This is a genomic window from Exiguobacterium acetylicum DSM 20416 (assembly GCF_000702605.1).
Classification (GTDB): Bacteria; Bacillota; Bacilli; order Exiguobacteriales; family Exiguobacteriaceae; genus Exiguobacterium_A; species Exiguobacterium_A acetylicum.
In genome coordinates this window covers 606,704-620,684 of sequence record NZ_JNIR01000001.1, presented here as the reverse complement: position 1 = coordinate 620,684, position 13,981 = coordinate 606,704, and the positions used below count along the sequence as shown (strand labels likewise).

18 protein-coding genes are annotated in these 13,981 nt (G+C 47.7%); 3 read left to right on the top strand and 15 right to left on the bottom strand.

Features of this window, described 5'->3' with window-relative positions:
• Positions 1-32 precede the first annotated feature (32 nt).
• Positions 33-497 carry a DUF309 domain-containing protein gene (locus P401_RS0103185; protein WP_029341187.1) on the top strand — a complete coding sequence of 155 codons (465 nt, stop codon included), beginning with the start codon at positions 33-35 and terminating at the stop codon, positions 495-497.
• 17 nt (positions 498-514) lie between these two features.
• Here P401_RS0103185 and P401_RS0103180 read toward each other — a convergent pair whose 3' ends face one another.
• The 11 genes from P401_RS0103180 to P401_RS0103130 form a co-directional block, all read right to left on the bottom strand.
• A complete protein-coding gene (locus P401_RS0103180) occupies positions 515-862 on the bottom strand; it encodes a GNAT family N-acetyltransferase (RefSeq protein WP_029341186.1) in 348 nt (115 codons plus the stop codon).
• A gap of 152 nt (positions 863-1,014) precedes the next feature.
• Complete coding sequence (locus P401_RS0103175) at positions 1,015-1,542, bottom strand: type 1 glutamine amidotransferase domain-containing protein (protein WP_029341185.1); 528 nt, start codon at positions 1,540-1,542, stop codon at positions 1,015-1,017.
• A gap of 97 nt (positions 1,543-1,639) precedes the next feature.
• On the bottom strand, positions 1,640-2,077 hold the full coding sequence (locus tag P401_RS0103170) for a peptidylprolyl isomerase (protein WP_023467682.1): 438 nt from the start codon (positions 2,075-2,077) through the stop codon (positions 1,640-1,642).
• A 103-nt stretch (positions 2,078-2,180) separates the two neighbouring features.
• Positions 2,181-3,185, bottom strand: coding sequence for a S66 family peptidase (locus P401_RS0103165; protein WP_029341184.1), 1,005 nt, complete (start codon positions 3,183-3,185; stop codon positions 2,181-2,183).
• Positions 3,186-3,268: 83 nt separating this feature from the next.
• Positions 3,269-3,913 (bottom strand): hypothetical protein, encoded by a 645-nt coding sequence (locus P401_RS0103160; protein WP_152548167.1) that lies wholly within the window; start codon positions 3,911-3,913, stop codon positions 3,269-3,271.
• 104 nt (positions 3,914-4,017) lie between these two features.
• Positions 4,018-5,319, bottom strand: a complete 1,302-nt coding sequence (locus P401_RS0103155) for a pyrimidine-nucleoside phosphorylase (protein ID WP_029341182.1) — start codon at positions 5,317-5,319, stop codon at positions 4,018-4,020.
• 47 nt (positions 5,320-5,366) lie between these two features.
• On the bottom strand, positions 5,367-6,179 hold the full coding sequence (locus P401_RS0103150; RefSeq protein ID WP_029341181.1) for a purine-nucleoside phosphorylase: 813 nt from the start codon (positions 6,177-6,179) through the stop codon (positions 5,367-5,369).
• An 18-nt stretch (positions 6,180-6,197) separates the two neighbouring features.
• Positions 6,198-7,370 carry a phosphopentomutase gene (deoB, locus tag P401_RS0103145; protein WP_029341180.1) on the bottom strand — a complete coding sequence of 391 codons (1,173 nt, stop codon included), beginning with the start codon at positions 7,368-7,370 and terminating at the stop codon, positions 6,198-6,200.
• A gap of 118 nt (positions 7,371-7,488) precedes the next feature.
• Positions 7,489-8,373, bottom strand: coding sequence for a site-specific tyrosine recombinase XerD (gene xerD / locus P401_RS0103140; protein WP_029341179.1), 885 nt, complete (start codon positions 8,371-8,373; stop codon positions 7,489-7,491).
• Between the two features lie 125 nt (positions 8,374-8,498).
• Positions 8,499-8,981 carry a ferric iron uptake transcriptional regulator gene (gene fur, locus P401_RS0103135; RefSeq protein ID WP_023467675.1) on the bottom strand — a complete coding sequence of 161 codons (483 nt, stop codon included), beginning with the start codon at positions 8,979-8,981 and terminating at the stop codon, positions 8,499-8,501.
• A 101-nt stretch (positions 8,982-9,082) separates the two neighbouring features.
• Positions 9,083-9,613, bottom strand: coding sequence for an NUDIX domain-containing protein (locus P401_RS0103130; RefSeq protein ID WP_034785931.1), 531 nt, complete (start codon positions 9,611-9,613; stop codon positions 9,083-9,085).
• Positions 9,614-9,778: 165 nt separating this feature from the next.
• Between P401_RS0103130 and P401_RS0103125 the strand changes: the two genes are divergently transcribed.
• Both P401_RS0103125 and P401_RS0103120 read left to right on the top strand, forming a co-directional pair.
• The gene (locus P401_RS0103125) at positions 9,779-10,633 is read left to right on the top strand and encodes an aldo/keto reductase (protein ID WP_029341177.1); all 855 of its coding nucleotides are present in this window, start codon (positions 9,779-9,781) and stop codon (positions 10,631-10,633) included.
• Between the two features lie 67 nt (positions 10,634-10,700).
• Positions 10,701-11,360: a type 1 glutamine amidotransferase domain-containing protein gene (locus P401_RS0103120; RefSeq protein WP_023467672.1), complete on the top strand. Its 660-nt coding sequence runs from the start codon at positions 10,701-10,703 to the stop codon at positions 11,358-11,360.
• Positions 11,361-11,423: 63 nt separating this feature from the next.
• Here the strand turns inward: P401_RS0103120 and P401_RS0103115 are convergent, their stop codons facing one another.
• The 4 genes from P401_RS0103115 to P401_RS0103100 all read right to left on the bottom strand — a co-directional run bounded on the left by P401_RS0103115 (position 11,424) and on the right by P401_RS0103100 (position 13,981).
• Complete coding sequence (locus tag P401_RS0103115) at positions 11,424-12,041, bottom strand: hypothetical protein (protein ID WP_029341176.1); 618 nt, start codon at positions 12,039-12,041, stop codon at positions 11,424-11,426.
• An 80-nt stretch (positions 12,042-12,121) separates the two neighbouring features.
• A complete protein-coding gene (locus P401_RS0103110; protein ID WP_029341175.1) occupies positions 12,122-12,658 on the bottom strand; it encodes a PadR family transcriptional regulator in 537 nt (178 codons plus the stop codon).
• A 160-nt stretch (positions 12,659-12,818) separates the two neighbouring features.
• Complete coding sequence (locus P401_RS0103105) at positions 12,819-13,403, bottom strand: NUDIX hydrolase (protein WP_029341174.1); 585 nt, start codon at positions 13,401-13,403, stop codon at positions 12,819-12,821.
• Complete coding sequence (locus P401_RS0103100; protein WP_023467668.1) at positions 13,400-13,981, bottom strand: CDP-alcohol phosphatidyltransferase family protein; 582 nt, start codon at positions 13,979-13,981, stop codon at positions 13,400-13,402. The genes P401_RS0103105 and P401_RS0103100 overlap by 4 nt, the downstream gene beginning before the upstream one ends.

The window sequence follows — 13,981 nt, the reverse complement described above, 5'->3', positions numbered from 1 at the left end:
ACTATGTTATATTCAAAGGAAGAGGTGATTCCATGAATCCGATTGAACGATTCGTATTTGAATTCAACATCCGGCACGATTACTTCGAGTGCCATGAAATTTTAGAGGAAGTCTGGCAAGAAGGACAACGTCAGGACGAGGCGCTTGTCGGTCTGATCCAGCTGGCCGTCGCCCGCTATCATCATCGTCGCAATAACCAATCCGGTGCACAACGGACGTACAGTAAGGCATTCGATAAGATCGAACGCCACCGAGCAGCGCTTATCACGTCTGGTATCGATGTCTCACGCCTACTCGATCATCGCGATCACTTCACAGATCCGGTCTATCGACACATCCCGTTACCTGTCTTCTCGGACGTCATCCGAACCGTCGCACTTGAAGCGACAGCACCTGATCTCGATTATGTGACGCATAAACACCGTTTGCGCGATCGTACGGACGTCGTCACGGCACGACAAGAAGCGCTACAAAACCGAAGAGACCGGTCCATTTAAGCCATGGACCGGTCTTTTTATTGATTTTTCCATTTGTCGACAAGGCGTTGCGTCTCTTCGGTCGCACCCGTAATATCCGTTCGAAGAAGCTTAGTTGCTTCATCCAGTAAGAGATACGACATCCGTTCTCCCCGGAATGACGGCGATAAGGCGATATGTTTCAATTCAGCATGGCCATCCATTAATTGAAACCCGATGACACCAACGAAATCCTCATCTTGTTTGTACAAATACAAGCGTTGGTCTTCTTCCTGTTCATAGGCTTGAACCGTTTCAAGCAAATACTTCGGATCCTTCACTTCGCACGAAAAGGCGATCAGCCCCATCGCGGTCCGTTCATTCAACTTCTTATATTTTACTAGCATGTGATTCTACACCTTCCTAATTTCAACAACTCTCAGGAGCATGAACGACTGAGACTCATTCATTCTACACCTTCTCACACCGAATTACTGCATTTTTTTCATAATCCACTAAAAATGCAGGAGTCCGTCTCGTGACGTCCCCTGCATCTGAGTCATGCTTGTTCTTCCATCACTTGGATGAAGGCACGCATGTAGTCTGGTAGATCGGGCGGACGACGACTCGAGACGATATGCCCGTCGACGACGACTGCTTCATCGTGCCAAATCGCACCTGCATTCGTCATATCATCCTTGATTCCTGGCGTACTCGTGACGTTGACACCTTTTAAGATGCCTGCAGAGATCAGCACCCAACCAGCGTGGCAGATTTGACCGATCGGTTGCTTGTTCTGGTCAAAATGACGCACCATATTCAGAACGGAGTCAAAGCGACGTAACAAATCGGGTGACCAACCACCCGGAACAAGAATCGCATCATATTCCGACGGGTTGATCTCATCGAACGTCTTATTTGATTTAATCGGGACACCATACTTCCCAATGTACGTCTCATCCGCCTTCTCTCCGACGATATCGACGATTGCCCCTTCTTCACGTAAGCGATGGACAGGATACCATAATTCTAAATCCTCGAAGTCATTGCTGACGACTTGGATGATTCGTTTTCCTTCTAAACGCATGACAAACACTCCTTTTCGAGTTGAGTTCCCTTACTGATTGTACCCGGATCTAAAAAAAGAAAAACTCCTCTTCGAACGTTCGAAGAGGAGCAAGAACTTACGCTTCGACGCGGATTTCTTTGATGCCAGCGCCTTGCTTCATTTTTTGTGCATGTTCGAGACCCGAAGTCACTTGTCCGAAGACCGTGTGTACGCCGTCGAGGTGCGGTTGTGGCTCGTGTACGATGAAGAACTGGCTTGATCCTGTGTTACGACCAGCGTGTGCCATCGAGAGTGAACCTGCTTTGTGTTTGTGTGGGTATGATGTTGACGTTTCGCAAGGAATCGTTTTTCCTGAACCGCCTGTACCGTTTCCGATTGGACATCCGCCTTGTGAGACGAAGCCCGGGATGACACGGTGGAAGTTCAATCCATCGTAGAAGTTCGAGTTTGCAAGGTTTTCGAAGTTTTCAGTCGTGATCGGTGCTTCATCGTTGAACAATTCGAATTCGATTTTATTTCCATCTTCTAATAAGATATGACCAGTTTTTTGCATGTTTGACCAACCTTTCGTGCTTTTCAGCAGGAGATTCGTCACGATTCGAGATCGTGATTCCATGGTACAGTGTACCAAATTTCAGGGCGTCGTGCAGACCTTTTTACTCGACAGCTGCCTCTAATATATCGAGTGTGACCGAATCCGTTGCTTCGACACGAATCTGAATTCCATTCGCCAGTGTCGCAACAGGATCCGTATGTCCGAAGTCCGCATCAAGAATGATTGGGAAATCATAGCCCCGCGTCGCACGCAGAATGATGTCTTTCAGCGCAAATTCCGGATCAAAATCGACTTTGCGCGGGAAACGCCCGACGACGAGTGCCGCAATCTTGTCATACGCACCCATGTGTCGTAATTGCGTGAAATAGCGGTCAATCGTTTCCGGTGTCTCACTTTCGTCATCCTCGAGCATCAAGACGACACCATCAAATGATGGCAAGTATGGTGTTCCGGCAAGCAGTAAAAGTGTTCCCGTGTTCCCCGTCAGAATCGGTCCTTCTGCAACGCCTGTCTTAACGATCGTATATCCCGCGTTCGGAAGATGTTCCCGTCTTCGGTCGTCCGCAACATCCCAGCGTAAAATCTCGTCCGTCCACTCTTCAGACGCTTCGATCCGACCGATCGGCTCCGTCTGCATGAACGTACGGTTGAACGACTCTTCCGTATACGGATCAAGACCATCGAATTGACCAAACTGCGTCAGTAGTGCGGGTCCGACGAACGTCGTCAGTCCTGTCTGCTGGTAGATGCCAGCAAACAGTGCTGTGATATCACTGTAGCCTACAAAGATTTTCGGATTGTTCCGAATCAATTCATAATCGAGTTCGTCGAGCAACTGGTGCGAGTTAAACCCACCGATCGTCGAGATGATCGCTTTGATCGATGGATCAGCGAACGCCATATGTAAGTCTTGCAGCCGTTCGCCGATCGTTCCTGCCGTATGACTATGAACAGCCGTTGCGTTCGGCATCAAGACGACCTCGAACCCCATTTTTTCAAGTGTTGCGATACCGCGGGCAAGACGACGCGGTACGTATGCTGCGACAGCAGACGCCGGCGAGACGATGGCAATCTTATCCCCTTTTTGTAAGCGTGGTGGTTTCACGAAAGTTCCCCCTTATTCATTACAAGTATTTCCAGTATAACAAATTGAATGGGAACCGCGTACTCTAATTTTTTTGGTCCACTTTATAACGTTACGAACAACGAATTTCCGTCCTCCAATAACTCACCTTTTTTCGAGACATAATCAATCTTGACCGTCATGTGTTGAAGAATTCCTTGCTCACGTAACGACTTTGCCCACTCTTTGATCTGTGCTCTATCCTGTTCATGTCGTTTGCGAGGCACGTCCACCAAGAGCGTCGGAGCGATTTCCGCACGTAAATAAGCATTTGAATCAAAACGGACCTTACCAAGTCGCTGAATTTTATCGTTGTCATAAAGTACGGTCACGCTCAATTGATCCTTCAGTTTTTCGAGAGTCGGCGACGGAATCCGTTGCTCTAACCGATCTTCCCAAAGTGCCGCATGATACGTATCGACGAACTTTCCAGACTCCTTCTGTTGATAGACGAAAAACTCAGTATTCGTTTTTTCATCGACTGCTCGCGCTGCATACTCAAACGAATAATTTCCCATATTGTCGTAAATACTACCGGTCATCTTTGCTTCCGGAAGGTGCTTTTCTAAGTATGTCTTTGCTTTTTGTTGTACTTCAGCCTCTTTCGTTCCATCTGACTCCATGTCCTTTGTAAAAGCGTACGTCATCATCAATGCGCCGCCTCCGATAACTCCAACTAAACTGGCAACTACTATGAACCAACGTTTCACACGATCGCTCCTCTGCATATATCCATATTTTTACACTTTTGATTTTATCATAAAAAAAGAGTAGCGGACGAAGTCCACTACTCAGATATTGCTTATCGGATGGATTACTGGATGACAGCGTGAACGAGCGGACGTGCTTCCGGTTTCGTTTCACTGATATGGTATGCGTGATCCATTTTTTCGATTGCTTGGTCGAGCGTTTCTTTGTTTGAACGAAGCGTTGCGATGACATCGCCGACTTCAACACGATCGCCGACTTTTTTGTGCAGCGTAACGCTTGCTGCGTGATCGATCTCATCTGCTTTCGTCGCGCGTCCTGCACCGAGGATCATCGCTGCAACACCGACTTCGTCAGCGATGATTTCAGAGACGTAACCCGCTTTTGAAGCAACGAATGTTTTTTCGTATTTCGTTTCAAGTGCTTTTGTCATGTCGTCAACGAGTGAAGCGTCGCCACCTTGAGCTGCGATGAACTTCTTGAAGACGTCAAGTGCTGCTCCGTTACCGAGACGTGTTTCGAGATCCGCATATGCTTCATCGAACGTCGGGTAGAACTCACCGAGGACTGCCATGTGTGAAGCGATTGTCAAGGCGATGACTTTTAAGTCACGGACATCTTTTCCTTGAAGGACTTCGATCGCTTCCTTGACTTCGTTTGCGTTACCGATTTCAAAGCCGAGCGGCTGATCCATGTCTGTAATGACAGCAACCGTCTTACGGTTGACACTCTTACCGATCGAAACCATCTCTGTCGCAAGTGCTTTTGCATCTTCGAACGATTTCATGAAGGCACCAGAACCCGTCTTAACGTCGAGTACGATGCTGTCCGCTCCTGCTGCGATCTTTTTCGACATGATCGAACTTGCGATCAATGGGATCGAGTTGACCGTCGCCGTGACGTCACGAAGGGCGTAGAGTTTTTTGTCTGCAGGCGTTAGGTTACCCGTTTGACCGATGATTGCCATCTTAATGTCGTTGACTTGTGAGACGAACGCTTCTTCTGAAAGCTCGACGTCAAAACCAGGGAACGCTTCGAGTTTGTCGATAGTTCCACCTGTATGACCGAGTCCACGACCGCTCATCTTCGCAACCGGAATGCCGATTGACGCAACGAGTGGTGCGACGATCAGACTGATCTTGTCACCAACACCGCCTGTCGAGTGTTTATCGACTTTTTTCCCGTGGATACGTGAAAGGTCGATCACGTCGCCCGAGTTGACCATCGCCATCGTCAAATCAGCGATTTCACGATCTGACATTCCTTGATAGAAAATCGCCATCGACATCGCTGACATTTGGTAATCTGGAATCTCACCATTCGTGAATCCTTCTACCATTGCTTGAATATCAGCTGTTGCGAGTTCGCCACCGTCTCGTTTTGTTGCAATCAAATCTACCATACGCATAATCTAGTTCCTCCTCAGGAGTGGTTTGTGAGTTTTATAAATAGTCGTTACATTTTTTTGATCGAACCGCGAACGAGTGATAGGAAGTGTGCCCGGACACGTTCTGTCGTTTCGATGACTTCATCATGATGTAACGGTTGATCGAGAATACCTGCTGCCATGTTCGAGACACATGAGATCCCAAGGACTCGCATATCGGAATGACGGGCAACGATGACTTCAGGAACCGTCGACATACCGACGACGTCGCCACCGAGCATCCGTGCCATCTTGACTTCTGCTGGCGTCTCATACGTTGGACCAGTGTTTCCGAAGTAGACACCTTGACGGACACGAATTCCGAGTTCGTCCGCTGTTTCTTGCGCAAGACGAAGTAATTCTGCATCATACGGCTTCGACATATCGGGGAAACGTGGTCCCATCTCGTCGACGTTCTTCCCGATCAGTGGGTTCGTACCGAAGAAGTTGATGTGATCCGTGATCAACATCAAATCACCTGGTTCGAACGCTTCGTTACAAGCGCCAGCTGCGTTCGTGACGATCAATGTCTCGACGCCGATCGCTTTCATGACGCGGACTGGGAACGTGACCATATCCATCGAATATCCTTCGTAGAAGTGGAATCGTCCTTGCATCGCAACGACTTGTTTCCCTTCAAGAGTACCGAAGACGAGTTGTCCCGCGTGTCCTTCGACCGTTGATACCGGGAAGTTCGGGATTTCATGGTATGGAATCGCGATCGGGTTTTCGATCTCATCCGCGAGGACACCAAGTCCTGAACCGAGAATCAATCCGATCTCCGGTTTTGCCTGCATCTTGCTTTCTAAAAACGAACGTGTTTCATTCCAGTTGACTGTCATCTGAATCGCTCCCTCGAATTAAAGTTCTGTTAAAAAGCTTGTTCCATGTGCCGGCATTTTGACGCCGAAGTTTTCTGCGACCGTCGCTCCAAGATCAGCGAACGTCTCACGGATACCGAGCGGTTTTGCGACACCATTTTTATGGTAAGCAAGCAACGGCACGTATTCCCGTGTGTGGTCTGTCCCAGCATGAACCGGATCGTTTCCGTGGTCAGCCGTGATGATCAAGAGATCGTCTTCTTTTAAGCGATCAAACACTTCCGGAAGACGTGCATCGAACTCTTCGAGCGCTTGTCCATAACCTTGTGGATCACGACGGTGTCCGAACAACGCATCGAAATCGACGAGGTTCAAGAAGCAAAGTCCGTTGAAATCACGATCGAGTTGCGTCACGAGTTGATCCATTCCGTCCATGTTCGACTTCGTACGGATCGCATCCGTGACGCCCTCGCCGTCGTAGATATCAGCAATCTTACCGAGAGAGATGACATCAAGTCCTGCTGTCTCGAGTTCATTCATGACCGTCCGGTCGAATGGTTTGAGTGCATAGTCGTGGCGGTTCGCTGTCCGGACCCACGCCCCTGCTTCACCAAGGAATGGACGTGCGATGATGCGACCGAGCATGTACGGGTCATCCCGCGTGATGTCGCGTGCATATTCACAAATCCGGTACAACTCTTCTAACGGCACGACTTCTTCGTGTGCTGCGATCTGAAGGACGGAGTCTGCTGACGTATAGACGATCAACGCCCCCGTCTCGACATGCTCTTGTCCAAGTTCGTCGAGGATTTCCGTACCAGAAGCCGGTTTGTTCCCGATGATCTTCCGTCCTGAGAACTCTTCTAAGCGATGAATCAAATCATCCGGGAACTTTTCAAAGACACGGAATGGTGTATCGATCCGCAGACCCATGATCTCCCAGTGCCCTGTCATCGTATCTTTCCCTGCAGATACTTCCTGCATTTTTCCGTATGCCGCAAGCGGTGCTTCTTCAACTGAGACACCTTCGATCGGTTCGATATGCGAGAGACCGAGTTTTGCCATATTCGGCATATTGAGTCCGTTGCGTTCACGCGCGATATGACCGAGCGTATGTGAACCAAGATCTCCGAACTGTTCAGCGTCCGGTGCTTCTCCGATTCCTACGGAGTCCATGACGACCAAAAATACACGTTTAAATGATTGAGCCATTTGCTGTTCCTCCTATATACGAGCTGTAGTTGTGCGATTCCCGTTACGATTTTTCCCGGAAAGAGACTAGACAAAACGCATTATTTGTCTGAAGTCAGACCTTTAAAAGATAGAACCATCATGCCCGTGGATGATGTTTCTTATACACGTCGTGGAGTCGTGCTTTGTTGACGTGTGTATACATTTGTGTCGTCGACAAATCAGCGTGTCCTAGCATCTCTTGTACGACGCGTAAATCGGCACCATTTTCAAGTAGATGGGTCGCGAACGAATGACGCAGGACGTGCGGCGTAATCTCTTTTTCGATACCCGCTTCCTTTGCCCGTCGTTTAATCATCTTCCAAAATCCTTGCCGTGATAAACGATCACCGCGACTGTTTAAGAAGACGTCGTCCGTCTGTTGACCACCGAGACTGTTGCGCGCGAGGTCAAGATATGTCCTGACGCTCTCAATCGATGTCGTACTCATCGGGATGATCCGGGATTTGTTCCCTTTCCCAAGACACGACAGATACCCGAGTTCGAGTTGCAAATCGTTCAACTTCAGTTGGAGCAGTTCGCTGACGCGCATGCCTGTTCCATAGAGAAGCTCAAGCATTGCTGCATCTCGTCGTGTAAGCGGATCGACCCCGACGACCGAATCAAGCAAGCGTTCGACGTCCGTTTGACTCCAGACGACCGGCAACTTTTTCTCCGGTTTCGGTAAATCAAGATGACGAGACGGATCATGTGTTGCAAGTCTCTCTTCGACCAAATATTGATGGAACGAACGGATTGAGCTCGTCGCCCGGCGAACCGTCGATCGTGACTTTCGTGCCTCAAGCAATCGTTCAATATGGTCGACGATATGATGTCGGTGAACCTGTTCGAACGAGGAAACTTCCGCTGTTTCAAGCGTCTGTAAGTATTGATTTAAATCATTTCGATACGCAGCTGCCGTATTCGCGGACATTTGCCGTTCAATCACTAAATAATTGATAAATGCTTCCAGTTGTTCACGCACTGAACTCATCCTCTTCGTTTACGAAATCGCTTACTTTCCCATCATATCAAAGGTGTAAACCGTTGTGAAGAGGTCTGACCTATAAAAATTGAAAAAGAAAAACCATCCGAAATTTCGTCGGACGGTCAGACTGTTTGTGTTTGCGATTGTTCCAACGCTTCCCGAGCATGACGCTCTTGGCAGACACGGCAGACGCCATGGAATGTCAGGCGGTGATCCTTGATTTTAAAGTGGAATCGGGACACGATTTCTTTCTCTACTTCTTCCAGCATATCGTCTAAAATCTCTTCGACGGATCCGCATTCGATACAGACGAGATGGTGATGCGAATGACTCGCACCCTCTTGTCGTAAATCAAATCGGGATACGCCATCTCCGAAGTTGACTTTATCAACGACTTCAAGCTCCGTCAATAATTCAAGCGTCCGGTAAACCGTCGCAAGTCCGATGTCGGAGTTCTTTTCTTTTACAAGGAGAAAGACATTTTCGGCACTGAGGTGATCCGACTCATGTTCGAGCAGGACACGCACAGTCGCTTCACGTTGGGGAGTCAGCTTATATCCTTTACCGCTTAGCTGTTTTTTGATGCGTTCTACACGACTTTCCATCATAACGCCCCCTTTGTTCGAACTGATGCTATTATCATAGCTGATAATCAGTCTTTTTTCAAATTAAAATGATTATCAACTGAAAATCATTTAAATGAGAATCATTTTAAAGTACGGATCTGCCAATGCTGGATCGCCATGATCGTCTTCGCATCAACAATCGTTCCGTTTGCAACGAGTTCGAGCGCCTCTTCAAGCTTCAATGTCTTATTCTCAAGGAACTCATCTTCATCGAGTTGACGATCACCAGCAGTCAGACCAATCGCTTCATAAATATGTACACGCTCACTACAGAAACCAGGCGCACCATAAAAATCAAAGACATGTCGTAACTCTTTCGCGACGTATCCTGTTTCTTCCTTTAATTCGCGTCCGGCACAATCAAGTGGATTTTCACCCTTCTCGAGTTTTCCTGCTGGGATCTCGATCGATAGACTTTCAAATGCTTTTCGGTACTGTTCCACGACGATCAAGTCACCTTGTTCATCAAAAGCAATGATCGCGACGGCACCATTATGATAGACCAGTTCACGGACGGACGTATTGCCGTTCGGTAACGTGACGACGTGTTTCTCGACATCAAAGACTTTTCCTTCATAAATCACTTCACGTTCAATCGTTTTTTCTTCCATCATGTATGCCCCATTTCTATTCTAGTTTCGTTCACTGTCATGATTAGTATGCCGTTTCCGACGTATTGCCGCAAGACTTCGAAACCGTCTTTTTCATCAGATATGATACACTAGAATGCAGAAGTTCCAAACTTACAGTTCATCTAAGAAAAGAGGGAATTGAACATGTCATTAGGATTAGGTACGATGACGATCTTAAAGCGCGGCCAGGAAGAAGCAACGGCAATCCTGCGGACGGCACTTGATGCTGGAATCACGCACTTCGATACAGCGGACGTCTATGCGAACGGAGCGGTCGAATCCATCATCGGTCAAACCTTCTCACAAGAGGATCGCAGTCGATTGTTTCTCGCCTCAAAAGGTGGAAATCGGATGAACGCGACCGGAACCGGTTGGACATGGGATCCGAGTTATGACTATCTGAAACAAGCCTGTCTTGAAAGTTTGAATCGTCTTGAAACCCCTTATCTCGACCTGTATTACGTCCACGGCGGCACGATTGATGATGATATCGATGCATCAATCCGCGCAATGGAAGATTTAAAAGCAGAGGGGAAAATCAAGGAATATGGTCTGTCGTCACTGCGGCCGAATGTCATCGAATATTGGCTCGAGCATAGTAATTTCTCTTACTTGATGACGCCTTATTCGTTGCTCGATCGTCGCATCGAAGAGTTGTTACCACGCTTAAAAGAGAAAAACATCCAAGTCGTCGCTCGTGGTCCACTAGCAAAAGGTCTCTTGACACATGAGAGTGCTTCACGCCTGCAGTCGGTTGATCGGTTCGAACAATTCGATAAGGAAACGCTTGAGGCAAGTCTACAAAAACTCCAAGATTTCCCGCTTCCAGCGCTTGCATTGCAAGCCATCGATCAACAGGTCGACATCGTCCTTCCTGGTGCATCGAGCGTGTCACAACTTCAGTCAAACGTCCAAGCGATGAAAGAGTCGATCTCGCAAGCTCAAATCGACCAGGCGCTTGCTTCACTACCGATTCATCACTATACCGAACACCGGTGAGGTTTAACTCTTCATTTCTCCGGGAAACTCCTTCTTTGTAACGTTCATACAGAGGAGGAGTTTTATTATGGCTCGTATTTTAATCGTATCAACAAGCGCAGATGACATGAATGGTCACAAAACAGGATTATGGTTCGAAGAGTTCGCAGCACCATACAACCTGTTCAAGGATGCAGGACATGACGTGACAGTCACGTCGATCAAAGGTGGCGACGTCCCGATCGATAAAGCATCGATCGTTAAAGAAATCTTGCCGAAATTCCAAGATGCACGCCGTGCGTTGCACGACACGAAAGCACTTTCTGAGGTGGATCCAGCATCATTTGATGCAGTCTACTTCCCAGGTGGTCACGGTGCAGTCGTTGACTTCCCGAATAACCCACAAGTGGCGGGTGCCATTGAAGCCGTCATCAAAAAAGATGGCGTCGTCGCATCAGTTTGTCACGGTCCTGCTGCCTTTGCGCACGTCATGATCGATGGCAAACCATTCGTATCAGGTCGTCAAATCAACGGCTTTACGGATGAAGAGGAAAAATCAACAGGTCTCGAAGATAAAGTACCATTCTTGCTCGAGACGACACTTCGCGGTGAAGGAGCTACTTTCCTGACATCGGATGCAGGTAAGGAATTCGCCGTCATCGATGGCAATGTCGTCACAGGACAAAACCCGGCTTCAAGTGAAGCAGTCGCAAAACTAGTCCTCGCGAAACTCGCGACACAAGCTTAATAGATAGTATTCATACAAAATGGAGCACGCTACATCATGTCGCATGCTCCATTTTTTCATACGTTATAGACGGTGAAGTGAATCCAATCGTTCGAGATCAGCTTCTGTCTCACGTGTTTTTTGTTCGAGTCGCTTTAACTCGTCCTCGAGTTGTTGTTGTTGAGCTTGCAATGCAGATCGTTCTTCCTCTGTATAGGAACGTGATACTTCTTTTTCTTTGAGATACCACCACTTTTTGACCTTTTGAGGTGGCGGTCCGAGTTCAATCTGTTGCTCATGTTGTTGAACTTCCTCCATTTGTTCCGCATGCGCCAATTGAAGCTGCTCTAATTCCGCCTCATAGGCAGTTTGTCTAGCTTCAAGAATCGGTGTCAGGTACGCGAGAATATGCGCAGTAAAGTCTCGCTCGACGACTCGTCGTAATACATCTCGACGAAGGGAGGCTTCCGAATTGCCTATGGCATTCTCCCACACGCTCGGATCCGCTTGTTCTAGAATCTCTTCTTCTTCCGCTTCTCCGAGCCAACGTAGTTTCAGTAACAACGGTTCAAGTAGTGCCTCTTCTACATACGCCGTGAATTGCGAATACGACGTTGCTTCTCGTGTCAACGGTTCCTGATGTAAGCGAAATAAGGCTTCCGCTTCTTCTTCAATCCAGTCTTCGTAATCATTAAAATACATCGATTCTCTCCTTACTAAATCCTATTACAAAATAAAACTGGCTCGAATCCGCCATCTACATGACAGTCGAGCCAATATTGTTAGACGTTTGCTTCGTTCTTTTTGATTTCCGCGATTGCCCAGTCACACCAATCCAAGTAATTCAACATCATACGCAAGCCGTACTCACTCGTCAAGGTCTCCCCTAGTGTTGCACCGTTCTCGAGATGATCGTGACGCCAACTATGCATCATCTCAACAGCAAATTGGTGATGGCGTTTTGATTCCTCTAAATAGGCGATAGCTTCTCCTGGCGGCAGCAGATGTAAGAGCGAAACTCGCATCAAGTTTTCATCCTTCATCTTTGGTTTAAACTCGTTTGGTGTCCGTAGCCATTCGACAAGCTCCGTCCGCCCTTTATCGGTGATGGAATAGACTTTTTTATCCGGCAGATCTTCTTGAACGATATGGACACTCGTCACGAGTTCTGCTTCTTCCATCTTTAACAACTCTCGGTATATTTGTGTATGATGTGCGGTCCAGAAGTGGATCATCTGTTTTTTAAAAGTCGCGCTTAAATCATAACCGGTCGCTTCCCCTTGGGTCAGCAGCCCGAGTAGTGCAAATCGTAATGCCACTGGCTGCACCTTCTTTCCTTCTTTTGTATATATACTTAATTATCTCAAATATATCTTAATTTCGCTACTCTTGCGTCGAACGAATGTACGATTAAAAAAAACCTGCGAGCGAATCACATTCGATCGTAGGTCTTCATGCGTTATTGCTTTTCGATTTTTTCTATTTACGTAATTGCTCGATTCCTTGTCGTACATGTCTCCAGTAAGAAGAAGGATGCGGAACGAATTGACGACGATCGAACCATTCGCCTGTCGTGTCCTGAATGCGCTCGATGGACTCGTCAGCGATTCGTTCAAACTGCTCGATTGGAAAAGCAATCAATCGCTTCACTTCTGTTTCCTGGAGGACGTATGCGTCTATCGCTTGATCACTTTGAGCAAGAAAGACATGGCATCGCTCACAGTCCCAAAGCGACGCATCCCGAAACTCCTCTTCCTGGATGCCAAGCGGTATCAATTGATCCAATGTACACGTCAAACCAATCTCTTCCTCGAGTTCCCGGACACCATCCTCGATTGTCTCATTCGCAAGCAAATGACCGGCTGCCGTGATATCGATCATTCCTGGAAAGTCCTTCTTTTGTTCAGAGCGTTGCTGGAGCAACACGACGTCCCGCTTTGGATCATAAACGAAACAATGAAACGTTTCGTGCCACAAGCCGTTTGCGTGGACTTCCGAGCGCGGACGAGGTCCGAGCAGGTTGCCCGCTCGATCTACTGTCATGATCATCTCTTGTTCACTCATCGTAACACCTTCGAAGCTTGATGGAATCGCTCTCCGACCGTATAGAGTTCAGCAATCAAAAAGACGATTGCGATCCAAATGATGGCGCTTGGGAACAGAATCATCGCTGTCAGGAATAAAAATCCTTCCGTCCGTTCGACGAGTCCTGGTTGATATTGAAACGACTTGTAGCCGTAATTTTCACTGACCGCTCCGATTGCAAGGAACATCGTCATGCCAATGACGAATGATGCGACGAGCAACAGAATGACGACCTGCGTTTCCGGAAATCGGAGTGCAAGACCAATCAATACTGACAGCTCGACGATTCGGTCGAGAACAAGGTCAAGAATCGTGCCGATCGGAGTCGTCTTCTCTTTTCGTGCCATCGTTCCGTCGATGACATCGAGCATGCCCGAGATCCATAACAAGACAATCGCTGTTCCCATCATGTCGTTATAGACGAAAAAGCCTGTTGCACCACCGATGATACCGGAAATAATCGTCACCTGCGTTGCCGATAATCCGATTTTCTTAAATAAGGTCGCCCCTTGATCAAATAGGGGTTGAACGATTTTACGCGCACGCGTATCTAACAT